At 44.2% G+C, this 22893-nt stretch carries 21 protein-coding genes and 1 riboswitch; of the genes, 16 read left to right on the top strand and 5 right to left on the bottom strand.

Features of this window, described 5'->3' with window-relative positions; translation table 11 throughout:
* Nucleotides 1-128 precede the first annotated feature (128 nt).
* On the bottom strand, nucleotides 129-1130 hold the full coding sequence (locus ACSQ8O_RS21505) for an NAD(P)/FAD-dependent oxidoreductase (protein WP_436243299.1): 1002 nt from the start codon (nucleotides 1128-1130) through the stop codon (nucleotides 129-131).
* Between the two features lie 392 nt (nucleotides 1131-1522).
* On the opposite strand from ACSQ8O_RS21505, the gene ACSQ8O_RS21500 reads away from it, so the two are divergent.
* Nucleotides 1523-2713 (top strand): NAD(P)/FAD-dependent oxidoreductase, encoded by a 1191-nt coding sequence (locus tag ACSQ8O_RS21500; RefSeq protein ID WP_056613596.1) that lies wholly within the window; start codon nucleotides 1523-1525, stop codon nucleotides 2711-2713.
* A 27-nt stretch (nucleotides 2714-2740) separates the two neighbouring features.
* Nucleotides 2741-3022 (top strand): hypothetical protein, encoded by a 282-nt coding sequence (locus ACSQ8O_RS21495; protein WP_236288799.1) that lies wholly within the window; start codon nucleotides 2741-2743, stop codon nucleotides 3020-3022.
* A gap of 99 nt (nucleotides 3023-3121) precedes the next feature.
* On the opposite strand, the gene hemQ is transcribed toward ACSQ8O_RS21495, so the two are convergent.
* Nucleotides 3122-3868: a hydrogen peroxide-dependent heme synthase gene (gene hemQ, locus ACSQ8O_RS21490; protein WP_436243298.1), complete on the bottom strand. Its 747-nt coding sequence runs from the start codon at nucleotides 3866-3868 to the stop codon at nucleotides 3122-3124.
* Nucleotides 3869-4078: 210 nt separating this feature from the next.
* Between hemQ and ACSQ8O_RS21485 the strand changes: the two genes are divergently transcribed.
* The 4 genes from ACSQ8O_RS21485 (at nucleotide 4079) to dnaI (ending at nucleotide 8038) form a co-directional block, all read left to right on the top strand.
* Entirely contained in the window at nucleotides 4079-4363 is a 285-nt protein-coding gene (locus tag ACSQ8O_RS21485) for a YuiB family protein (RefSeq protein ID WP_436243297.1), read from the top strand.
* Nucleotides 4364-4432: 69 nt separating this feature from the next.
* Nucleotides 4433-5338, top strand: coding sequence for an alpha/beta fold hydrolase (locus ACSQ8O_RS21480; protein ID WP_436243296.1), 906 nt, complete (start codon nucleotides 4433-4435; stop codon nucleotides 5336-5338).
* Between the two features lie 198 nt (nucleotides 5339-5536).
* The gene (locus ACSQ8O_RS21475) at nucleotides 5537-7030 is read left to right on the top strand and encodes a helicase DnaB (protein WP_236288790.1); all 1494 of its coding nucleotides are present in this window, start codon (nucleotides 5537-5539) and stop codon (nucleotides 7028-7030) included.
* 54 nt (nucleotides 7031-7084) lie between these two features.
* The gene (gene dnaI / locus ACSQ8O_RS21470; protein ID WP_436243927.1) at nucleotides 7085-8038 is read left to right on the top strand and encodes a primosomal protein DnaI; all 954 of its coding nucleotides are present in this window, start codon (nucleotides 7085-7087) and stop codon (nucleotides 8036-8038) included.
* A 616-nt stretch (nucleotides 8039-8654) separates the two neighbouring features.
* On the opposite strand, the gene ACSQ8O_RS21465 is transcribed toward dnaI, so the two are convergent.
* Complete coding sequence (locus ACSQ8O_RS21465; RefSeq protein WP_236288788.1) at nucleotides 8655-8795, bottom strand: YqzM family protein; 141 nt, start codon at nucleotides 8793-8795, stop codon at nucleotides 8655-8657.
* 211 nt (nucleotides 8796-9006) lie between these two features.
* On the opposite strand from ACSQ8O_RS21465, the gene ACSQ8O_RS21460 reads away from it, so the two are divergent.
* The 3 genes from ACSQ8O_RS21460 to uvrC all read left to right on the top strand — a co-directional run bounded on the left by ACSQ8O_RS21460 (nucleotide 9007) and on the right by uvrC (nucleotide 11880).
* Nucleotides 9007-9390: a MerR family transcriptional regulator gene (locus tag ACSQ8O_RS21460; RefSeq protein ID WP_056613610.1), complete on the top strand. Its 384-nt coding sequence runs from the start codon at nucleotides 9007-9009 to the stop codon at nucleotides 9388-9390.
* 159 nt (nucleotides 9391-9549) lie between these two features.
* Nucleotides 9550-9864, top strand: coding sequence for a thioredoxin (gene trxA, locus ACSQ8O_RS21455; RefSeq protein WP_056613612.1), 315 nt, complete (start codon nucleotides 9550-9552; stop codon nucleotides 9862-9864).
* 117 nt (nucleotides 9865-9981) lie between these two features.
* Nucleotides 9982-11880, top strand: a complete 1899-nt coding sequence (gene uvrC / locus ACSQ8O_RS21450) for an excinuclease ABC subunit UvrC (RefSeq protein ID WP_436243295.1) — start codon at nucleotides 9982-9984, stop codon at nucleotides 11878-11880.
* Here uvrC and ACSQ8O_RS21445 read toward each other — a convergent pair.
* Nucleotides 11840-13480 carry a CPBP family intramembrane glutamic endopeptidase gene (locus ACSQ8O_RS21445; protein WP_436243294.1) on the bottom strand — a complete coding sequence of 547 codons (1641 nt, stop codon included), beginning with the start codon at nucleotides 13478-13480 and terminating at the stop codon, nucleotides 11840-11842. The two genes, uvrC and ACSQ8O_RS21445, sit on opposite strands and share 41 nt — an antisense overlap.
* Before the next feature lie 210 nt (nucleotides 13481-13690).
* Between ACSQ8O_RS21445 and ACSQ8O_RS21440 the strand changes: the two genes are divergently transcribed.
* The 3 genes from ACSQ8O_RS21440 to ACSQ8O_RS21430 are packed head-to-tail and all read left to right on the top strand — an operon-like array spanning nucleotide 13691 to nucleotide 16531.
* On the top strand, nucleotides 13691-15043 hold the full coding sequence (locus ACSQ8O_RS21440; protein WP_436243293.1) for a TrkH family potassium uptake protein: 1353 nt from the start codon (nucleotides 13691-13693) through the stop codon (nucleotides 15041-15043).
* A 12-nt stretch (nucleotides 15044-15055) separates the two neighbouring features.
* Nucleotides 15056-15718 carry a potassium channel family protein gene (locus ACSQ8O_RS21435; RefSeq protein ID WP_436243292.1) on the top strand — a complete coding sequence of 221 codons (663 nt, stop codon included), beginning with the start codon at nucleotides 15056-15058 and terminating at the stop codon, nucleotides 15716-15718.
* A gap of 57 nt (nucleotides 15719-15775) precedes the next feature.
* Complete coding sequence (locus ACSQ8O_RS21430; protein WP_436243291.1) at nucleotides 15776-16531, top strand: response regulator transcription factor; 756 nt, start codon at nucleotides 15776-15778, stop codon at nucleotides 16529-16531.
* A 16-nt stretch (nucleotides 16532-16547) separates the two neighbouring features.
* On the opposite strand, the gene ACSQ8O_RS21425 is transcribed toward ACSQ8O_RS21430, so the two are convergent.
* Entirely contained in the window at nucleotides 16548-17444 is an 897-nt protein-coding gene (locus ACSQ8O_RS21425; RefSeq protein ID WP_056613623.1) for a LysR family transcriptional regulator, read from the bottom strand.
* 276 nt (nucleotides 17445-17720) lie between these two features.
* On the opposite strand from ACSQ8O_RS21425, the gene ACSQ8O_RS21420 reads away from it, so the two are divergent.
* The 4 genes from ACSQ8O_RS21420 (at nucleotide 17721) to ACSQ8O_RS21405 (ending at nucleotide 22878) form a co-directional block, all read left to right on the top strand.
* On the top strand, nucleotides 17721-18377 hold the full coding sequence (locus ACSQ8O_RS21420) for a succinate dehydrogenase cytochrome b558 subunit (RefSeq protein WP_436243926.1): 657 nt from the start codon (nucleotides 17721-17723) through the stop codon (nucleotides 18375-18377).
* A 16-nt stretch (nucleotides 18378-18393) separates the two neighbouring features.
* Entirely contained in the window at nucleotides 18394-20157 is a 1764-nt protein-coding gene (gene sdhA, locus ACSQ8O_RS21415) for a succinate dehydrogenase flavoprotein subunit (RefSeq protein ID WP_173118375.1), read from the top strand.
* 2 nt (nucleotides 20158-20159) lie between these two features.
* Nucleotides 20160-20924: a succinate dehydrogenase iron-sulfur subunit gene (sdhB, locus tag ACSQ8O_RS21410; protein ID WP_056613628.1), complete on the top strand. Its 765-nt coding sequence runs from the start codon at nucleotides 20160-20162 to the stop codon at nucleotides 20922-20924.
* 759 nt (nucleotides 20925-21683) lie between these two features.
* A riboswitch (guanidine-I (ykkC/yxkD leader) is annotated at nucleotides 21684-21792 on the top strand.
* Nucleotides 21793-21858: 66 nt separating this feature from the next.
* Nucleotides 21859-22878 (top strand): ABC transporter substrate-binding protein, encoded by a 1020-nt coding sequence (locus tag ACSQ8O_RS21405; protein ID WP_436243290.1) that lies wholly within the window; start codon nucleotides 21859-21861, stop codon nucleotides 22876-22878.
* The last annotated feature ends 15 nt before the right edge of the window (nucleotides 22879-22893 follow it).

Raw genomic sequence — 22893 nt, 5'->3', positions numbered from 1 at the left:
GCTGCGAGCACACAGGACAGTTGGTTTGCAATTCTTGCATGCCGTTACAAACTGGACATATAGATGACAAAGGGGTATTCCTCCTAATCCGTAGATTAGGTTAGAATACCCCTTTTCATTGCTATTCATTATAATTTCAAGTTCGAACTGTGTCCTGGTGAAAGCTTGGCACTTGGATCAATGTAAACTTTGGCATTGTTAATTGCCGTAGGTGCTTCACCGAAGCCAACAGCGATCAATTTCAATTTACCAGGGTATGTCGTAATATCACCGGCAGCGAAGATACCTGGGATCGTCGTTTCCATACGGGAATCAACAACGATGGAGCCGTTTTCGATTTCGAGACCCCACTCAGAAATCGGTCCGAGCGAGGATACGAAGCCGAAGTTGATAATAACGGCATCGACATCGTAGATGCTTTCTTCGCCTGATTTAATATTTTTAAGTGTAATTTGCTCGATACGATCTGTTCCGTGAAGTTTAGTGATTTCGGTTGGTGTAACGATGTTAACCTTCGAATTCATTAAGTTCTCTACACTGTGCTCATGAGCACGGAATTTATCTCGACGGTGGATCAAGGTTACTTGCTCAGCAATCGGTTCAAGCATCAAAGCCCAATCAACAGCGGAATCACCGCCGCCGCTAATAAGTACTTTTTGACCGGCAAATGCATTTAAGTCACTTACAAAGTAATGTAAGTTTTTCTTCTCGAATTGAGCTGCTTCCGGTAACTCAAGACGACGCGGCTCGAATGCGCCAACTCCACCTGAAATAATAACGGCATGGCTCAGATGTACACCTTTGTCTGTTGTAATTTCAAAAAGACGTTCTTCTTTCTTAACGACATTATGTACTTTTTCTTCCAAACAAGTATGAATAGGAAAGTGTTTCATTTGGGTAGATAAGTTATCTACAAGCTCTTGAGCTGTAATTTTTGGGAAGCCTGCAACATCATAAATATATTTTTCCGGATAAAGAGCTGCAAGTTGACCACCAAGTTGTGGCATGCTTTCAATGATTTTCACAGATGCTTGACGCATCCCTGCATAAAATGATGCAAACATGCCAGCAGGGCCGCCGCCAATTACAATAATATCAACGATGTCTTGACTGGTTTCTCTCTCGTTCATGATAGAACCTCCGATCAAACCCATAGTGTAACACAGTGATAATCATACTCATTATAAACGTCACTTCTATTGAAGGAAACAGAAAAGTTTAAATTTAACATATATATTGCTTATAGATAGGATAAGTAAATGCTTACATGGATTAGATGGGCTAAAACGCCTATAATACAAGATTTTTTATGCAAAATGACACTTGATATTTACTTATGAAAATTATATCATATCATGAGAATCGGTTTACCATGTTGTGATGAATTTCCACCTGTTTAATCATAATTCACTTCGAAAGCGTGCAAACTAGTAGCAGAATACTACTTTTGAAGCTGTTTGTGTAATTTTTCACAAGATAGAGAGACCATGGGACAAAATACGGATATGGAAGTGAGAGAGACATGAGTAGAATACCAAGAATCGTTATATTAGGAGCCGGTTACGGCGGAATCCTTGCTGCAATTCGGTTGCAAAAGGAATTGAACTACAACGAAGCTGATGTTACGCTTGTTAACAAGCATGACTATCACTACATTACAACACATCTTCACATGCCTGCTGCAGGGACAGATAATCCTGAAAATGCACGCGTGAACATTTTGAAATTGATTGATGAATTTAAAGTTGATTTCGTGAAATCGACAGTTACGCAAATTCGTCCACATGAGAAAAAGGTTATTTTGGAAGACGGAACACTTTCCTACGACTACCTAGTAATCGGACTTGGTGGCGAAGCGGAAACTTTCGGAATTCCTGGTCTGAAAGAAAATGCGCTGAATATTCGCAGTATTAACAGTGTTCGCTTTATTCGTGAGCACATTGAATATCAATTCGCGAAGTTTAAGCGTGAACCAGATCGCAAAGATTACCTAACTTTCGTTATCGGTGGCGCTGGATTTACGGGTATTGAATTCATCGGTGAACTTGCTGATCGTATCCCTCTTCTATGCAAAGAGTTCGATGTGGATCCTTCCCTTGTGAAGATTTATAATATTGAAGCTGCGCCAACTGCATTGCCAGGTTTCGATCCTGAGCTTGTTGAGTATGCGATGAAAGTTCTAACGGACAAAGGTATAACTTTCAAAATTGGTACAGCCATTAAAGAATGTACGCCAGAAGGTGTTCTGATTGCTGGCGATGAGTTCATCAAAGCAGCAACTGTTGTATGGACAGGCGGTATCCGCGGTAACCATATGTTAGATGAAGCTGGCTTCGAAACGATGCGCGGTAGAATTAAAGTTAATGAGCACCTTCATGCTCCAGGCTTTGATAATATTTATGTTGTGGGTGACTGTTCCATCGTGATGAACGATGAAGGCAGACCATATCCACCAACAGCACAAATTGCGATGCAACAAGGTGAAGCTGTAGCTCACAACTTGATCGCGTCAATTCGTGGATCGCAGATGAAAACTTTCAAATACTCGAACAAAGGGACAGTAGCTTCCCTTGGTAAAGGTCAAGCGATCGGTATCGTAGGTTCCCGTAAATTGAAAGGGAATGTCGCTGCTATGATGAAAAAAGTGGTTGATATGAGATACCTTTACATTATTGGCGGAATTCCACTAGTTATACGTAAAGGCCGTTTCTAGTCAAGGAATGCTAACGGGGGGATTGCCATGCGACACTGTAGTGTCCAAGTAAGAGGACTTCTTACCCGGGATGAACTGGATCGTTACAATGCCTTGATCGAAGTCGGTCACTTCTTAGAGACTGAGAAACGTTACGATCATGTCGCTGTTGTCCAAAAGGAAATTGATATCCTCATTCTTCCTGCGATTGAACGTCTGAAGGAAAAGAGTCGTCAGCGTGACCGTGATACGGAAGCGTATCTAGCACGTAAAGCTCAGATGGAAGCTGAATTAGCAGCTGCTCTGCGTGACGACGAGGATGAAGAATAGATACCAAAGAAGCATTGCTCTTCATGGAGCAGTGCTTCTTTTTTCTATGTAATATCAACAAAAAAGAGCAGAGGATCGAAGTCCTTTGCTCTTAAGTCATTATACTTGAATGAATGACGCGAATTTCTCAGGAAGCATAACGTTCCCAACGTAGAAATCTCCGAACTCGCCAAAACGTGCGCTGACTTCATCAAAACGCATTTCGTACACGAGCTTTTTGAAATGAAGAGGATCATCCGAGAATAGTGTAACGCCCCATTCCCAATCATCCAATCCAACAGAGCCTGTAATGATTTGTTTTACTTTACCAGCATATGTACGACCGATCATACCGTGGCTGCGCATCATCGTCTTACGATCTTCCGCAGAAACCATGTACCAGTTGTCATTGCCTTCACGACGCTTATTCATCGGGTAGAAGCAAATGTGTTTGGATTTCGGCAGAATCGGCTTCAAACGAGCTTGAAGCTCAGGATCTTGTGCAGGATCAACACCTGGCTTCGCCAGATAACTGCTCAATTCTACGATGGAGACGTAGGAATAAACGGGTATAGTAAAAGCAGCAAAGCTAGACTTGTTAAAAGCAGTTTCAAGCTCATTCAGCTCTTCCAATGTTTCACGCAGTTGCATGAAAACGAAATCAGCCTTCTGGCCAACGATGCTATAAACGGCAGTACTGCCTAGTTTATCGTTCTCAATTTGTTGCCACTGGGACAAGAAGGATTGCAGCTCGTCCGCTGCATGCTTACGTTCTTGTGGGGTTGCAGCATGCCATGCATTCCAATCCATTAGACGGAAATCATGGAGCGCATACCAGCCTTCCAGCGTTTGTACGGCTTCACTCATTGTTTTTCCTCCATTCAAGGGCTAATATCCCCTACATTGTATCCAATTCATGGAGAAAGGGCAAATGCATGGAGGGGTGAAGTATAGGAAATGTCCAATTAATTGTTCAATTTGTGTACACTTTACCTGTACCATTTCGTAGATTACAATAATAAGAGCTATAGAGGCCAAAGTTAGGAAGTGCTTCTACATATATAAGGGGGAACTATCGTGCTGCAAATGGTTATCGCCACTGTCTTAATGATGGTGTTATTCTTTGGGATCGGCTTTATTCTGAATATGCTAATGAAAACAACGTGGTTTCCACTTTACGCATTCATTGCCTTAGTGATTGGGATTATCATCTATGGATACATGGGGAATTCTTCCTTTATGTCAAATGACGAGAGTTTCACCATTGTTGACGTGATCCCAGCAATCGGCGGCTTAGTCGGTGCAATTTTGAGTGGTTCGGCGATCAAAGCACTGCGTATTCGCGGTTTCAAAATGTTCTAATATTACTGGGGCAATTGGGTCAGGCTAAGAGAAGTTACTTAAACTTCACTTAGGGAGGAGACACGATCGGTGCCTTGGGCGAATGTGAATGGAACATCACTGCATTATGAGATAACGGGACCAGAATGGGGTACGCCAATCGTTTTTATTCATCCCCCATTGTTAACGTTAGAAGCGTTCAGGTATCAGAAAGAACAACTAGGCGTCCATTTCCGAGTCATTACATTTGACATTAGAGGTCATGGCGGAAGTGCGAGTTCGAAGCAGTCAGTAAGTTATCAACTTATTTCGCAAGACATAATAGGGCTTCTTGATTTCTTAGGGATCGAGGAAGCCTTTCTTTGCGGTTATTCAACTGGAGGAACGGTGGCCTTGGAGGCACTGCTTACACATCCCCAACGTTTGGTGGGGGGGATTGTCGTAAGCGGAATGTCAGAATTGACGGATACGTACAATCGAATCAGAATTTGGCTTGCGATACGAATGGCGAATCCTAGTCGAATTATGAATTTTTTGATTAGAGCGATTACGTATGGCAATGCCGATAAAAAGACAACCTATCAGGAGTTAAAAGACCATGCCTTGCAGGATAAAGCGGACAATGTGAGATCCTATTTCGAACAATCCCTGCGCTATAACTGCACAAATAGTCTCTCGAAGATTCAGCAGCCTGTCTTATTGATCTATGGTGAAAAAGACGTTGACTTCCATCCCTATGCTCAAATTCTCCATAGGGGGTTACCGCATAGTTCTCTTTTTTTCATCAAAGATGCGAAGCATCCGGTACCGATTCAAAGCGCAGCACGCATGAATGACATCATTCATCTATGGGTGGACAGCCTCAAGGAGAAGGAACAAAAGGAACGTTGGAAGCTCGATCTAGCTATCGCGCAGAAACTTAATCCTCAATTGTATGGGAATGTACACGAGTATTCGAGTGATGCTGAGTCACCCATTTATACGCAAGAACAATGACGCCAAAATTAAGATTCCATTGCTAGTGAAAATGCGATGGAATCTTTTTCTTGCCCGAAAGGTAAAATTATCTTTTCTCTTGTAGATACCAAGATTGTCGATTTTTGTGGTAGACTAATAGAGAGAGACTGAGACATGGGATAGCTAGATTATTAGCGATCTTTCAGTCGAGCTGAGGCAGGATGGTGCTGTAACGGGATGAGAATGACGAATATGCTGCATTTCACCGAGAATCACAGGTTTTGCGTGAACCGTGAGTTTTCTTTGAGCAGTTTAGACTATAAAATGCTAGCGATGATGTATCAACCGATGATAGGCGGATTGGCCATAAGTTTCTATCAGGCGCTCTATCAGCAGATGAGTGCAGAGAAAGTGGGCTTTTCGCCGATGGAGCAGCAACGTAAGTTGTTTCTTCTACTAGAGCTTGAACAGAATGAGCGTGGTCGAAAGTACATTATTGAACAATCCTCCAAGCTAGAGGCGATTGGTCTCCTTCAGACGACTCGCAAGTTTGTACCCGAGGAAGAAGATTATGTGTTCGTCTATACATTGTTCGCGCCTTTAGGGCCGAATGAGTTTTTCCGAAATCAGCATTTAACGCTGCTGCTGCGCGACAAGGTTGGGAAGTTCATGCTGCTTTCGCTGCGTGAAGATCTGCTCTCGCCTGAACCAGAGGAGTGTCGTGAGGCGGTCGAGGAGAACTTGTCGGTTCCTTTTTATGAGTTATTCCGTCTGAACACACAGGTTGTGGATTATGAACTGGAACAAGCACTCTATGAGGCCTCTGCAAGCAAGCAAGGGGACGCACGGATGGACGTGACGACCAAAGGCTTCAAGTATGCGGATATCATCATGAGGTTCCCGCGTGGAGCGAGTAACCGCGTGTTCGTTGAAGCGCTGAAGCACAAACCGGAGCATATGGTAGCCATTAATATTGTGGCCAAGAAGTACAATCTGTCCCTGCAAGAAACGTGCCGCTTGCTTGATGAGGATGGCGTGTTCACTGAAGAAGGTGAGCTTGTCATGGATCTCATGCAATATAATGCGAATTTGTTCTACAGACAGAGCAAGAAGCGGGATGAAGAGCGGGAGCGTACAACTACGAAATCTGAGGATGAAGTGGAAACTTCGGAAGAGCAGTCTGTGGAGATGGCTTATTATTTAGAAGTACCTCAGCAACTGCGCGGCGAATGCACGGATCATCAGTACAACTACATCATGCGAAATGAGCCATACACGGCTGTGTTGAAAATGTTTTTCACACAGGGTTCGATACCTGATGGCGTACTTAATATTTTCGAGAAAATCGATTTGAACTATAAATTAAAAGAAGAAGTTATTAATGTGTTGATTCACTTCTTGCATATTGATCGTCGCTCTTGGGCCAAATCCTCAATCGAGGCTGTAGCTTCCGATATGCTGGGCAAGCAAATTAATACGTATGAGCATGCCGTTGAATATGTACGAGAGAAAATCAATTACAAGCAGAAAGCTGCTTCTAAGGTGGAATCTGCGAAAGCGGGCGGAGGCTCTGCAACGCGTGGACGTCAGGGCAAGACACAGAAGCCTCATATCCCTATTGTATTGCCTGATACGGGGACTACAGCGTCTACTAGGCTGTCTGCAGAGGAGCTTGAGGCAGCCAGACGAATGGCACAGAAGCTGGATGAGCGATTTAACCGAAAAAATTAGTAAGCGGCTTATCTATGGAATGAACGATGGAACTGTTAGGAGGTGCCGAACATGATGGAGTCCTTATCGCATTTACTCAAATCATTGCCGGATACAGAATGGAAAAGAAAAGCTGAATTGAAAATTCAAGGCGTTCTTGCGGACCCGTTGATTGCTAAATTTCGTCAGAAGTATCCTTTTGTGGATGACTATGCGATTAAAATAAATATGAACAAGTTGTATCAGCATGTTTCGGAATTTAAAACTTGCTCCAATTGCCCTGGCCTAGAGAACTGTCCGAATGATATGACAGGACATTATACAATTCTTACAGCCGAATCAGTGGAGGGGCAAACGCCTTTTATTCATGAGGAGAAGGTACCTTGCAAGAAGTTTATTGCCAAAGGCCAGCAGGACGCCATCTCCAGTCGAATTCGTACTTTTCACGTGGACCCACGGATGATTTCGCGAAGTTTCTCCTTTGGAGATATCTTGGAGACGGATCTCGATCGTGCGAAAGCAGTCATGCAAATTAACGACTATGTAAGTCTAACCATTGAAGAAGGTCTTCAGACGCGAGGGTTATATTTATCTGGATCGTTCGGTACAGGGAAAACGTTCTTGATGGGTTATATGCTGCATCAGTTGGCGAAGGTCGGTATGACGGGAGCCATCGTCTATATGCCAGACTTTGCTGAGGACTTGAAGGGGATGTTCCAAGAGCCTTATAAGCTCAAGGAGACGATTGACCTACTCAAGGAAACGGATCTGCTCGTATTTGACGATATTGGGGCAGAGAATTTGAACCCTTGGCTGAGAGATCACGTCATTGGCGCTATTGTGAATCATCGGATGAATCGGAAACCAACGTTCTTCACTTCCAACTATGCGCTGTCTGGTTTGGAGAAGCATTTCAGCTTCACGAACAAAGACGGCGACGAAGAGTATAAGGGGCAACGAATCATGGATCGGATACGACCATTCGTTGATGTGGTTGAGGTTACGGGTACGAACAAGCGTGGAAGATAAAGCGTAAAGAAAACCTAGCCGGAGGTGGCTAGGTTTTTGTGTTATATTTGCGGCACCCTGCTAGAAGTAAGTATGCACCAGGGAATAGAATTAACTGGATTTCCTACATTTATTTTTCAGCATTTTAGTTAATTCTTCAAAAATCCATCAAATTAACGACATATTTTCCAGTTATTTATGTAAAACCACCTGAATCACGAAAATTAACTATATAGGAGAATGTGGATAACGAGTAGTAATGACTAAGGGGGAAAGGCGACAAATGTAGTGCCGATGGAGTAAGGTTGATGATTTTCTGGAGAAACTCTCAAGTCTTCAAACCCCTCTAACGCTGTCAGAAATGCAAAAGAGCACTTTTCGAATGATTTTCCCTTCCGTTATTAGAAATTGATGCAAATAGGCATCAATTTGAAGTGATTTTAGGAGATTCTCCCGAAATAAGTTAAAAAGGTTGCCTATTTGCACGTATTTATCAATTTCAACTATAAATCAGCGGAAAAGGATGCCTTTTTGCATGTTTGAGAGAGGGGAGCTGGAAGTGGAGGAAGAGAGGGGTAACTAGAAAAAAGCCGCTTCGCAATTGCCTGCAAAGCGGCTTTAACTTTTGATGTTTCGCTTAGCTCATCACTTGGATGACGGTAGCAATGACTGCAATGACGAACAATGCGCCAAAGAATACGCCAAAACCTATGCCTACATCCATGAAATCATTACGCGGTTCTTCGTACACGTGATGCTCAGGGTGTTGATTGCTCATGTGGTTACCCCCTAACGTCCGACATTCGTATTTGTAAGCCTAGTATACCCAAATTCGTCGAAAGTTGTAAAGCTAATCAAAGTGACAATTGTGCAAACAATCGCAATAAATAGCAGAATGGGTAAAATACTTCTTGACTCTGACATTAGTGTTATGGTTTACAATAAAGACATCCCTCCAAGATATGTGGGAATAGAAAGAAGTGACGTCCATGCGGATTAGTGAGTTATCCAAGCTTACCGGAGCAAGTATTCGGTCCTTGCGCTACTACGAAGCCAAAGGGCTGATCGCAACACAACGTGAAGAGAATGGCTATCGGGTCTACAATCAAATGGTTGTTGAGCGTGTGAAGACCATTCAGTTTTACTTGAGCCTGGGCTTTACGACTGAGCAGATTGAAAGCTTTCTGAACTGTGTGATGAAGAATCAAGAATCACAGTGTGACGATTTGCTGCCCCTGTACACCGAGAAGTTACAAGAAATCGAGAAACAAATGGAGATGCTGCAACTGCTCCAAGCGAATCTCAAAGATCGTATTTCCTATATTGAGGAACAGCGACGCCAAGGGCTGCCTGTTGGATTACCCTCGATATAGACCAAAGGATACCCTGTTTGCTAACTTATGGCTTGGTTGAAAAGGCATATGAGTGTGGTATACTTTACATGTTGACGTGATGCGAAGCAAGTTAAGTGACGAACTTAATCTTACTTTTCACCTTATAAATCAAATTCATTCTTAGAAGGAGGAACTATCATGGCAATCGTGAATGTTTCTGACAACAGTTTTAAAGCAGAAGTTGAAGGAGAAGGTACAGTACTTGTAGACTTCTGGGCACCTTGGTGCGGACCTTGCAAAATGATCGCTCCTGTATTGGAAGAGCTAGATAAAGAAGTTGAATCTTTGAAAATCGCGAAAGTAAACGTGGATGACAACCCGGAATCCGCTGCTCGCTTTGGCGTTATGAGTATCCCAACTCTAATCGTATTCAAAGATGGTCAACCCGTTGATAAAGTGGTTGGTTTCCAATCCAAAGACGCGTTGAAAAACGTTGTTTCCCGTCATCAATAATTGACAAGTGCAACAAACTAGAAACAATTGTTCGTGAGAAAAAGCTCTTTTTCTGCTATGCTGAGAAAGAGCTTTTTTTTCATTCGCGATGATTTTTTCTGGAAGGAGTTTTAGAGGATGACTGATTTTGAGCAAGAGGACGCAGACGTCCGCGAACAGAGCCTGGAAACGATCAGGCACAAGCTATCTTTACTCCCGGACAAGCCGGGCTGTTATATTATGAAGAACCATCAAGGCACGATTATTTATGTAGGCAAAGCCAAAGTATTGAAAAATCGTGTGCGCTCCTATTTCACGGGGAGTCACAGCGCCAAAACGCAAAAGTTAGTCAGCGAAATTCGCGACTTTGAATATATCATTACCTCCTCTAACATGGAGGCACTTATCCTCGAGTGTAATCTGATTAAGCAGCATCATCCTCGGTATAACGTACTTCTTAAGGATGATAAGACGTTTCCTTATATCAAAATTACACATGAGGAGCAGCCGCGTCTAGAAGTCACGCGGCGGGTGTACAAGGATAAGGGGAAATATTTCGGCCCTTATCCGAATGCTTTCGCGGCCCAGCAGACGAAGAAGCTGCTGGATCGGTTGTATCCGCTGCGCAAGTGCAAGACCATGCCCGATAAAGTATGCCTATACTATCATATGGGGCAGTGTCTTGCGCCTTGCGCACTAGAGGTATCCGCCGAAACGAACGAGCGGATGGTGCAAGAAATCAGCCGTTTCCTGAACGGGGGACACGACGTCATTAAAGAAGAGCTGACGACCAAGATGTTGGCGGCAGCGGAAGAACTGAACTTCGAGCGCGCGAAGGAGCTGCGCGATCACATTATGAGCATCGATGCGCTCATGGAGAAGCAGAAGATCACGACAGCCGACGCGCTGGACCGCGATGTCTTCGGCTACGCCGTAGATAAGGGCTGGATGGCGGTGCATATCCAGTACATGCGTCAAGGCAAGCTCATCGAACGGCACGTTTCACTCTTCCCTTACTACGGCGATGAGTACAACGATTTCATGACGTATGTCACACAGGTGTACAGCGATAATCCAGCATTGCCGAAGGAGATTTTCCTGCCTACGATGCCGGAGCCAGAAGCTCAGCAAGAGGCGCTGGGAGATGGGGTAAGGCGCACAGAGGGTGATGAGAAAGAGATTCGCGAAGCCTTGGAAGGTTGGCTCAAGGTAAAGGTGCATATGCCGCAGCGCGGACTGAAGAAGCAAATGGTGGATATGGCCAGAGACAACGCGGTGAATGCTTTGGATGAGAAGTTCCGACTTGTTGAACGCGACGAGCGTCGTACAACGAAAGCTGTCGAGAACCTCGGCGAGTGGCTTGGCATTGGTACGATTCGCCGAATAGAAGCATTCGATAACTCGAACATCCAAGGGACGAATCCCGTATCGGCAATGGTTGTATTCGTAGATGGGAAGCCGGATCGCAAGGAATACCGTAAATTTAAAGTGAAGACGGTCGTAGGACCGGATGATTATGAAACGATGCGGGAAGTCATCAGACGACGCTATGAGCGTGTTCTGAAGGACAATCTCACGATGCCTGATTTGATTGTTGTCGATGGGGGGAAAGGACAAATCTCTGCTGCTATCGACATTCTGGAGAATGAATTAGGCTTATATATTCCGATTTGTGGGCTAGTGAAGGATGCCAAGCATAAAACAGCCCAGCTGATGATCGGTGATCCAGCCGAAATTGTTCCTCTGCCGCGCGACAGTCAGGAGTTTTATTTGCTGCAGCGGATTCAAGACGAAGTCCATCGCTTTGCCATCACGTTTCATCGGGAAACGCGGGCTAAGTCGATGGTCGTCTCCCAGCTCGATGCCATTCCGGGCATCGGTGAGAAGCGCCGTAAAGCGCTGCTGAAGCATTTTGGCTCCGTGCGCAAAATAAAAGAGGCCGAAGTCACGGACTTCAAGCCTCTGGGTATTGGTGAAAAATTAGCGAGTGAAATTATCAAAGCACTTCAAGGCGAGGCGGCGGCTCCCCAGGAATAGGGGGCTTTCGCCTTTTTCCATGCAACCAAGCTAAGCCAAGTCCAACCAGTCCAGGGAGTGCAAGATAGAGGATGCCAGCGAGTACATCGCTGATGTGGCCTAAGGAGAAGAGGGACAACCCCATCAGAATGCTATCCATACACGCATGAACGAATATCGCTGTGATGAACCCATATTTCAGGAATACATATCCGAGTATGATGCCAATAATGGTAACCTCGATCAGTCGCGTGTAGACGGGATAGATCGGGTATTGCGTATGACTTGCTGCCCAGATCACACTTGGAAGTAGGATGGCGATAAAATTGTTGCGGAACAGTTTTTTGAAAAGGATAATGCCTAGGAATCGGAAGGTAGCTTCTTCCGAAATCGCCGCAACCCACGCCATAAGCGGGAATAATTGAGGCTTGAGCATATTGAGTACCGAATCGGCAGGATCATTGACCGACCACACATCGAATTTCACTTCACCTGTGTAAAATAATACTTGCTGAATACCTAAGATGAAGAGTGCTATTAAATAGCCTCGACCCATTCCGTCATACACGTCTTGGCCAAACTTGTCATCTTTCCAGGCAGTCCATTTATTAAGACCAATGGAGTTCCACAATCCAATACCGGCGATTAAAGAAAGATAGAGCGATATCCCAAGTAGAACAGTGATGACACTCATAAATACAATTGTAAACCAAACGGCCTCATTACTGTTCGTATCCCCACTCATAACTCGAAAAGCTGGATACATATTCACATTGTTCATGATATAAATCACGAAGAAGATGGTAGTTAATAATAAGCCCCTGCTGAATTTAATTAGTTTCCTATATATAATGGCAAATACAATTGCAGCAAGCGTCATTAACAGCGTAAAGCCCATGGAAATCCAGGTCATGCGTGAAGCGGAATCATCTTGTTGGGTGAGCCAATCTAAGTGAGAATCAGGTAGTCCAAAACTTACATTAAAACCTGTTAGATTCGTTTGATCGAAATTCACTCGTACGTTTAGCTTCGCTTCACCGATAGGTTGAGTGCGTTTTTCGTATTGGAGTGTCATTTGCTCTTCGGGAGAATCATTACGTGCATTATCGACTTGGCTGAAGTCCTCTGGCTCAAAGCCCATATGACGAAGCTCCAGTTTCGCTAGTGTATCTGCTTTGGTCGTGCTCATCGGTGATGATGACTTCGTATTCGTCATGGCAAGGTTTTCATGCCAGCCGATGATGCTTGAATTCGTGTAGTTGACATCGACTTCAAACTGACGTTTGGTAGTGGCATCCTTGACACTGACTTGATAATAATCAATGGGGAACTTTTCGCCATATTGCTTCGTATAAGCTTCTAATAAATGTTCCTTTTGAAAGTAGCCGCTTCGTTCTTTTTTAGATTGATAGACGACATAGGTTTGTGGATTGTGCAGCTCATAACGCTGACGAATGAAGGCTGCCGCACTTTCGGCTGCTTGCTGCTTCGTGATCGAGGGCATATCCGCTACAGCAGGTTCCTCATCACGCAGTCCATACAACATCGAAACCCCGAGGTAAAGGAACATTCCAATACAAGCCAAGAGGAGTAGGAAACGATTAAATTTCAGCCTTTGCATAGTCAATTCCCTTCTGAATTCACGATTCTCAATCATTTCTTTACGTTATCATAGTTTAAAAAGAAAGCCAATTTACTGGTAAACATTCGGAAACAATTATATAATACCTTTTGAATTGCTTACTGGCGGAATTTCTACAAATGAACGGGGAACTCTATCGGTATAGCCAAGTGGTAATTAGATTATTTTCTTACATATGCAGGAGGCGCGATGAATAAAAAACTAAATATTTGGCAGCTAACACCTCCGCAGATCCTGGTTTTAGGTTTCGCTGTTATCATTTTCATAGGAGCGGGGCTATTGATGCTGCCCATTGCTTCGGCGACAGGACTCTCGATACCTTTTATTGATGCCTTTTTCACGGCTGTCTCTGCGACTTGTGTGACAGGGCTTGTTGTTGTGGATACGGGAAGTGCTTATACGATGTTTGGGCAGATTGTAATTGTATCTTTGATTCAAGTTGGCGGGCTTGGATTTATGACGATGGCGACATTAGTTGCTTTTGCTTTTCGTAAAAAAATTACTTTAAAAGAACGGCTAGTCTTACAAGAAGCTTTCAACCAAGGCAGTATGGAAGGCATTGTCCGTTTGATCCGCAAAGTTATCATCTATTCCTTGACTATTGAAGCCATTGCTGCTGTTATCTTTACAATTCGGTTTTCATTTGATTTTGGTTTTTCTAGAGGTCTCTATTACGGTATCTGGCATGCTGTGTCCATGTTTAATAATGCGGGCTTTGATTTGTTCGGAACTGTGGATGCACCTTTTGTATCTCTAACTGGATATGTTGGCGATTTTGTTGTTAATTTTGTTGCGATGATGCTGATTATTCTTGGAGGGATTGGGTTTATTGTCATCTCCGATCTAATGGAATTTCGTAATAAGAGAAAGCTTTCTTTGCATTCAAAGGTCGTTCTAAGTATGAGTGGTTTACTCCTGCTAGTAGGTGCAGTTGGTATTTTTATATTCGAGTTTACAAATATCAGAACCTTAGGTTCATTGGATTTTGGTGCAAAAATATTAGGATCCTTTTTTCAATCTGTAACAGCTCGAACGGCAGGTGCTAACACTGTAGACATTGGTGCGCTTCGTCAAGCCACCCAATTTCTAATCATTATACTTATGTTTATCGGGGCTTCGCCAGGTTCGACTGGTGGCGGAATTAAGACAACTACGTTTACCATTCTGATCAGTGCAATCATCACGATGATTCGTGGAAAAGAAGACATCGTCATTTTTCGCTATCGTTTGGCCAAGGATCGTATTCTCAAAGCAATTACGTTATCCATGATGGCTTTATTCTTAGTCATTATCGTCACAATGATTTTATCCACGACTCAAGATTCATCATTTATTAAAATTTTGTTTGAAGTTACATCTGCATTTGGAACTGTGGGCCTTTCGATGGGATTGACGCCAGAATTAACAACGTTTGGGAAAGTGCTTATTTGTATAACGATGTTTGCCGGACGTTTAGGAACGATCACGCTGGCCTATGCTTTGCAACCTAAGCAAGAGAAAGAATTATTTAGATACCCTGAGGGTAAAATTACGATTGGATAGGTGTAAAACAAGATGAAGAAGAAGCAATACGTTGTGGTAGGGTTAGGTAGATTCGGGTCAAGTCTTTCTAGAGAACTTATGAAACTTGGTCATGAAGTTTTGGGGATTGATCTGGACGAGGAAGTCGTGAACGACATGAGTGATGAACTAACACATTCTGTTGTCGCGGACGCAACGGATGAAGATGTACTGAAATCGTTAGGTATTCGAAATTTTGATTGTGCGGTCATCGCCATTGGGGATGATATTCAATCCAGCATTTTGACAGCGATCGTCATGAAAGATTTGGGTGTAAGTCAAGTCGTTGCCAAAGCATTATCCGAGCTTCATGGAAAAGTGCTGACGAAATTAGGAGTCGATCGTGTCGTTTATCCGGAACGGGACATGGGCATTCGCGTGGCACATCAATTGGTCACCCCTAATTTATTGGATTATATTGAAATTTCCAAAGACTACACGATTGTAGAGCTTTCAGTGCCAAAGCGGATATGTGGATATACGATACAACAGTTAGACCCGCGAGCTAAATATGGCTGCAGTGTTGTGGCGATCAATAAGCAGACGGGGGTTATCATTGCGCCGCAAGCAGGTGATGTTGTGAATGAAAATGATATCATGGTTATCATCGGAACCAACAACCAAATTAATGAATTTGAAAGTCAAGTTATCGGCTGATCCGCACACATACCAAGTCCTGCAGCAAGGGAATTTTCTTATGAAGGTGGACAACGCATGTATAAGGTACTCATGATCGAAGATGATGCGATGATCGGTGATATGGTCACGATGTATTTGAAGGAAGAGGGTTTCCATGTCATCCGAGAGGAGAATGGGACAAGTGGGATTGCGGCAATACCACAATTTCAACCTGATCTGATTCTGTTGGATTGGGTGCTCCCAGACATGGATGGGCTAGCGATTTGTCGCCAAGTTCGTGAGACCTCAAGTGTGCCGATCATGATAGTTTCTATGAAAAATAAAATCGTTGAACGCGTCAATGCCCTAGGAGCGGGTGCGGATGACTTCATGTGTAAGCCATTTAGTATGCATGAATTGATTGCAAGATCCCATGCACTTATTCGCCGTGCGCAGAGATATCCATCCATGAATCAGCTTCCTGATGCGCAGTCGAGACACCAAGAGCAGGAAGAAGTAAAACCAGCTAAATCAACTGTACTTGCGGCTGTCATGGATAAGCAGGATAAGATAACATTGAATACGAATACACGTTCCATGAGTGTGTATGGTGAGATTGTTGAGACAACGTATTCGGAATTCGAAATTATGAGATGCTTTATTAACAACCCAGGTCGCGTGTACAGTCGTGAAGATCTATTACAAACCGTGCGCGGATTTGATTCTTTCGTGACTGACAGGGCTATTGATGTACATATTGCAAATCTTCGGAAGAAGATCGAAGACAACCCCAAAGAGCCGAAATGGATTCGGACCGTTTGGGGTGTTGGATATAAATTTGTGCACATGTAAGGGGATATGGTTCAGGCTAGCGACGCTTTGCAAAATAGTTGATCGCTTGGGCGACAAACTTCATAGATTCCGCATTATCTGCTGAGTGATCGGAGTAGATCAGTGAGGTTGTTCGTTTCGTTTGTTCTAATTCTTGTAGTTCTTTTAAAATTAGTTCATTATTCTGAATTAAATCTTCACGTAAATAGGATTTGGGCAATAAGGTTGCTGTCTTGCAGGTAGAGACGAGCCGTATGATCGCTTCAAAGGAATCGATCTCCATTTGAACGTTGGGGAATATCGTGAAACGATTGAACAGCTCGTCCATCAGAATGCGATACCATGTACCTTTGGAAAAGAGGATCATCGGCAATTCATTCAGATCCTTCATCGTAATCTCCGTACGATCGATTAAGGGATGTCCGGATGGAAGCACCAGGCTGAGATGGTCGTCGAATAAAGGTTCACAGTGGAGGCTAGTCGCATTAATTTGAGAGGCAACGATGCCGATATCCACTTTATTGTCTTTGACCAAGGATACAATCTCATGTGTTTTGCCGGTAAGAAGCTTGATATCTGTGAGTGGATAGTCCTGCAAATAATCCGTGATGAGATCAGGCAGCGTAGATTGGAGTGTTGTCAGAGAGGCTCCGATAGTAAGTGATGACGGGCTACCCGCGGCTTTATAACTATGAAGAGCTTGCTTGAACTTCCGCTCAAGATGACGCTTCTCTAAGGCGTGATCATAGCAAATTTGCCCTGCTTTCGTTAACTCGAGTCTTTTCCCCTTCCGGATAAAAAGCTCCACCCCAAGCTCATCTTCCAGCTTCATAATTTTTCGCGATAGGGCAGGCTGTGAAATGTTTAACAATTGTGATGCTTTGTTAAGGCTGACTTGTTCGACTACGATGGCGAAGACATCTAAAAGCTCCAAACGTTTCCCTCATCTCTATATGTGAATTAGTTATAAGTAGATATAAAAAAACGGCACTTCCATTATAAGCGCGAAAGAGGTACGATGTACATGTCACAAATTAGCTATATTTCGTGGACCTTTGTGTATAATCATTGACTGAATTGGCAAAATAGGCGTGGATGATTATGGGTTGACGCTCGTTTGCGGCGAGAGTACAATGATATGTGGCTTGTTTTGTCAAAACTTGTCGGATGTTTGTTGTGATTGAATTTTGTTGAGGGGGGAATTGGTTACATTATGAGTAATTCGTATTACTTTCGAAAGATCCACTCGTTACTAGGTGTCATTCCGGTGGGCTTCTTTCTTCTTGAGCATTTGCTCACTAATTATGAAGCAACCAAAGGACCTGAAGCCTTCCTGGATCAAATTAACTGGTTGAACGATTTGCCGTTACGATTGTTATTGGAAATCGTGGGAATCTGGCTTCCGCTTCTTTACCATGCCGTTTATGGACTTTATGTAGCGTATCAATCACGTAATAACGTATCAAGCTACGGGTATTTCCGTAATACGATGTTTATGTTGCAACGTGTGACAGGGGTACTTACATTCTTGTTCATCGTCTGGCATCTATTCGAGACTCGCGTTCAAGTTGCCTTAGGCAATGTGGCGCATGAAGCGCTCGGCAATACGATGCATGATATTGCGACGAATCCAGTTATCTTCACGTTATATCTGATTGGGATTGTTTCTGCAACATTCCATTTCACGAACGGCCTATGGTCATTCCTTGTGAGCTGGGGAATTACAATTGGACCGCGTGCGCAACGCTTTTCGACGATCATTACAATGGGCTTGTTCGTTCTAATGACGGTGATGTTTATTATGTCATTAACTGCGTTTACAGGTACAGAATTTTCAGTTCCAGTAGAAGCGCATACGGGGAAATAAGGGAGGGTGAACAGAAGTGGCTAATTCAAAAATCATCGTCGTCGGCGGAGGCCTTGCGGGACTCATGGCGACAATTAAAGCGGCAGAGGCCGGAGTTCATGTGCAATTGTTCTCCTTAGTTCCTGTGAAACGTTCCCACTCCGTATGTGCGCAAGGCGGCATTAACGGTGCGGTGAATACGAAGGGTGAAGGTGACTCCACGTGGGAGCACTTTGACGATACAGTATACGGGGGAGATTTCTTAGCGAATCAACCTCCTGTTAAAGCATTATGCGACGCAGCTCCAGGCATTATTCACTTGATGGACCGGATGGGCGTTATGTTTAACCGTACACCAGAAGGTTTGCTTGATTTCCGTCGTTTCGGTGGTACCAAATATCACCGTACAGCATTCGCTGGCGCAACAACGGGTCAACAATTGCTGTATGCGCTTGACGAGCAAGTTCGTCGTTGGGAAACAGCAGGTCTTGTAACGAAATTCGAGCACTGGGAATTCCTGGGTTCGGTTATTGATGACGATGGCGTATGCCGCGGTATTGCTGCACAAGATTTGCGCAGCATGGAAATTCAAACGTTCCCTGCTGATGCCGTTATCTTGGCAACAGGCGGTCCTGGTATCATTTTCGGAAAAACAACGAATTCCGTTATTAACACGGGTACGGCAGCAAGTGCAGTTTACCAACAAGGTGTGAAATACGCGAATGGTGAAATGATTCAAATTCACCCAACGGCGATTCCAGGAGACGACAAGCTGCGCTTGATGTCTGAATCAGCACGTGGTGAAGGCGGACGCATTTGGACTTACAAAGACGGTAAGCCATGGTATTTCCTTGAAGAGAAATATCCAGCATACGGTAACCTTGTGCCTCGTGATATTGCAACACGTGAGATCTTCTCCGTGTGTATTGATCAGAAGCTCGGTATCAATGGCGAGAACATGGTTTACTTGGATCTTTCTCATAAAGACCCGAAAGAGCTTGATATTAAGCTCGGCGGTATTATGGAAATTTACGAGAAGTTCATGGGCGATGACCCGCGTAAAATTCCAATGAAAATTTTCCCGGCGGTTCATTATTCGATGGGCGGCATGTGGGTTGACTATAACATGATGACGAACATCCCAGGTCTATTCGCAGCAGGTGAGTGTGAGTATCAGCATCACGGTGCAAACCGTTTGGGCGCGAACTCCCTCGTTTCCGCGATTTATGACGGCATGGTCTCTGGTCCTAAAGCGGTTGAGTATATTCGCGGCTTATCCAAGCATGCGGATGATACGTCCTCCATCATTTATGATCGTGAGAAGAAACGCCATCAAGATCGTTATGAGAGCTTGCTCAAAATGAACAACGGTACGGAAAATGCGTACGTGCTTCATAAAGAGCTTGGCGACATGATGAATGCTAACATGACGGTTGTTCGTTACAACGATCGTTTGACTGAAACGATTGGCAAGATCAAAGACTTGAAAGAGCGTTACAACAACATTAACATCACGGATACGGCACGTTGGAACAACCAAGGGGTTGCGTTCACACGCCAACTTTGGAACATGTTCGAGCTTGCAGAAGCGATGACAGTTGGTGCGTTGATGCGTGATGAGAGTCGTGGTGCGCATTACAAGCCTGATTTCCCAGAGCGTGATGATGATAACTTCATGAAAACGACAATCGCCGATTGGACGCCAGATGGTCCTAAGATTTCGTATGATGAAATTGATGTATCGTTGATTAAACCTCGTAAACGTGACTACTCCACGGAGAAGAAAAAGGAGGGATCCTGATCATGGCGGAGACACTAAGCGCAACGAAAACCGTGAAGTTTATCGTGACTCGTCAAGAGAGTCCGGATTCCAAACCGTACACAGAGGAGTTTGAAGTTCCTTATCGCGCGAACATGAACGTGATCAGCGGTTTGATGGAAGTTCAGCGTAATCCTAAGAATGCGAATGGCGACAAAACAACACCAGTATGTTGGGAATCCAACTGTCTGGAAGAAGTATGTGGCGCTTGTTCGATGGTCATCAATGGGAAGCCGCGTCAAGCTTGTTCCGCGCTTGTAGATAAGCTGGAGCAGCCGATTCGTGTAGCACCAATGAGCACATTCCCGGTTATGCGTGACCTAGTTATCGACCGTGGACGCATGTTCAACGCGTTGAAAAAGGTTAAAGCATGGGTTCCAATTGACGGAACCTACGATCTTGGTCCTGGACCGCGTATGGCTGAGTCGAAGCGTCAATGGGCTTATGAGTTGTCCAAATGTATGACATGCGGCGTGTGTTTGGAAGCTTGTCCGAACGTAAACGACAAAAACTCGTTTATCGGACCTTCCGCACTTTCCCAAGTTCGTCTATTCAATGCTCACCCAACGGGTGAGATGAACAAAGACGAGCGTTTGGATACGCTGATGACAGACGGCGGTATCGAAGGCTGCGGTAACTCGCAGAACTGCGTACGCTCCTGTCCGAAGGGAATTCCGCTTACGACGTCGATCGCAGCTTTGAACGCGGACACGACGAAGCACTTGTTCAAGAAATGGTTAGGCGTGTAAGTAGCGCTGACTGATAGAGAGATAAGCCTGGCACCCTTTTGGGGTGCTGGGCTTTTTTTTGAGGCGGGAAAAGCGGGCTGTGCGCGTCGGTTAAGAAAGCACAGTGAAGCCGCGAATAAGAACTCGTGGAGTTCTTATTCAGTGAGAATCGCCGCTTTGAGAGGAAATAAGAACGTTTCGCGTTCTTATTTGTAATGCAAGCGCACGGAAAGCACAGTGAAGCGGTAAATAAGAACTCGCGGAGTTCTTATTCAGTGAGAATCGCCGCTTTGAGAGGAAATAAGAACGTTTCGCGTTCTTATTTGTGGTGCAAGCACACGAATAATCCCCGTTCAGACTCACGTCGCGGAACAACAAAAAGACCTGAGTCAGACTCTCAGGTCATCTGGATCATGTGAAGAGGTTAGTGAGCTGCGGGGTAGTCGAGTGATTCTGGTGCATCATACTTATTTATAGGGGACATCATGTGAGGGTGCTGGGAAGAAGGAGTGGATGTTAGGAGATCCACATTAAGTGGTGAAGATACTTTTGGGGTCATCGCCGCGGCTGGCCGTTTGTGCTTATTATCTAACATGTGAATGTGGAAATGAATCGAATGCATTGCGACACCTCCATTTAGATGTATTATATGTTATATAATATTACGTAAATACTCGTTTTGACAACCTATTATTTATTTGTGTTATATATATTGACATCAACAACCAATCTAAGTATGATATAAACAAAAGTAAGACAACGAAGAAACAACCGCATAGCAAACTTGTTTTCTAGGGTTCCGCGATAGAATGAAGGCTATCGGTCAGGTCCAAGAGAAGACACACGATGAGCTTCATCGTGCACACGGAGGGATAAAAGCCCGGGAGGATATCAGGATATGATATCATTCCGGGCTTTTCCTTTTACCATTTTATACAGAGAGGGAGTTCGGGGAATGAGACAAAAAACAATATTTCTGATGTTGGCGGTATTATTAACTTTTACAGTAATCAGCGGGTGTGGAAGTAAAGAGGCGAGTACGACAGCTGGAGGCAGCAAGGAGCCAATCAAGTTGGCGCTTAGTCCATGGCCGGGCTGGTTCGTGTGGTACCTCGTGAAGGAGAAGGGCTTTTTCGAGAAAAATGGCGTAAACGTGGATCTGGTCTGGTTCCCCGTATACAGTGACTCCCTATCCGCACTAGCTTCAGGTAAAGTTGATGCAAACAGTCAAACGCTAAGTGATACGCTGGCTCCGGCGAGTAAAGGCATTAAGCTCAAAGCCGTGCTGGTCAATGATAACTCCAATGGCGGCGACGGTGTTGTCGTGAAGCCAAGTATCAATTCTTTGAAAGATTTGAAAGGTAAGAAAGTCGCAACTGAGCTTGGAACCGTCGATCACCTTCTGATGCTGACAGCGCTTGAGAAAGCAGGATTAGCAGAGAAGGATGTCACGTATACGAATATGACAGTCAACGATGCAGGGCCAGCGTTCATTGCGGGTAATCTGGATGCTGCGGTACTCTGGGAGCCATTCCTAAGCAAAGCCATTCAAGAGGGGAAAGGGAAGCTGCTATTCTCATCCAAGGACACACCAGGATTGATCCCTGACTTGCTCGTATTTAAAGAGGAAATTACAAAGAATCGTCCAGACGATGTGAAAAAAATTATTAACGCTTGGTTCGACGCTTTGGATTACTGGAAGGCGAACCCAGAAGAGTCTTTAAAAATTATGGCAAAAGCGGCAGAGACACCGATCGATGAATACAAAGCTGGTGTGGATAGCGTGAAGATTTTCCAACTGGAGGATAACCTCAAGGCTTTCGCCAAAGGGGATTCCTACGAATCGCTAGCATTTACTTCTGTTAAGACGGCCGAATTCTTAAAAGGCTTAGATATGCTGAGCACAATTCCCAAAGCGGAAACCTTCTTGGATGGCCATTTTGTAGAGGAAGTCATGAAGGAACGCAAGAAATAAAGGCTGAACAGGAGG

It is taken from the genome of Paenibacillus sp. LjRoot56 (assembly GCF_964253335.1).
Taxonomy (GTDB): Bacteria; Bacillota; Bacilli; order Paenibacillales; family NBRC-103111; genus Paenibacillus_E; species Paenibacillus_E allorhizoplanae.
This window is presented reverse-complemented; position numbering and strand designations above follow the sequence as displayed.

Coding starts and splice junctions, on each gene's coding strand:
- ACSQ8O_RS21505 (WP_436243299.1), bottom strand. CDS start 1,130: ATGAACGAGAGAGAAACCAGTCAAGACATCGTTGATATTATTGTAATT.
- ACSQ8O_RS21500 (WP_056613596.1), top strand. CDS start 1,523: ATGAGTAGAATACCAAGAATCGTTATATTAGGAGCCGGTTACGGCGGA.
- ACSQ8O_RS21495 (WP_236288799.1), top strand. CDS start 2,741: ATGCGACACTGTAGTGTCCAAGTAAGAGGACTTCTTACCCGGGATGAA.
- hemQ (WP_436243298.1), bottom strand. CDS start 3,868: ATGAGTGAAGCCGTACAAACGCTGGAAGGCTGGTATGCGCTCCATGAT.
- ACSQ8O_RS21475 (WP_236288790.1), top strand. CDS start 5,537: ATGAGAATGACGAATATGCTGCATTTCACCGAGAATCACAGGTTTTGC.
- dnaI (WP_436243927.1), top strand. CDS start 7,085: ATGGAGTCCTTATCGCATTTACTCAAATCATTGCCGGATACAGAATGG.
- ACSQ8O_RS21465 (WP_236288788.1), bottom strand. CDS start 8,795: ATGAGCAATCAACACCCTGAGCATCACGTGTACGAAGAACCGCGTAAT.
- ACSQ8O_RS21460 (WP_056613610.1), top strand. CDS start 9,007: ATGCGGATTAGTGAGTTATCCAAGCTTACCGGAGCAAGTATTCGGTCC.
- trxA (WP_056613612.1), top strand. CDS start 9,550: ATGGCAATCGTGAATGTTTCTGACAACAGTTTTAAAGCAGAAGTTGAA.
- uvrC (WP_436243295.1), top strand. CDS start 9,982: ATGACTGATTTTGAGCAAGAGGACGCAGACGTCCGCGAACAGAGCCTG.
- ACSQ8O_RS21445 (WP_436243294.1), bottom strand. CDS start 13,480: ATGCAAAGGCTGAAATTTAATCGTTTCCTACTCCTCTTGGCTTGTATT.
- ACSQ8O_RS21440 (WP_436243293.1), top strand. CDS start 13,691: ATGAATAAAAAACTAAATATTTGGCAGCTAACACCTCCGCAGATCCTG.
- ACSQ8O_RS21435 (WP_436243292.1), top strand. CDS start 15,056: ATGAAGAAGAAGCAATACGTTGTGGTAGGGTTAGGTAGATTCGGGTCA.
- ACSQ8O_RS21430 (WP_436243291.1), top strand. CDS start 15,776: ATGTATAAGGTACTCATGATCGAAGATGATGCGATGATCGGTGATATG.
- sdhB (WP_056613628.1), top strand. CDS start 20,160: ATGGCGGAGACACTAAGCGCAACGAAAACCGTGAAGTTTATCGTGACT.
- ACSQ8O_RS21405 (WP_436243290.1), top strand. CDS start 21,859: ATGAGACAAAAAACAATATTTCTGATGTTGGCGGTATTATTAACTTTT.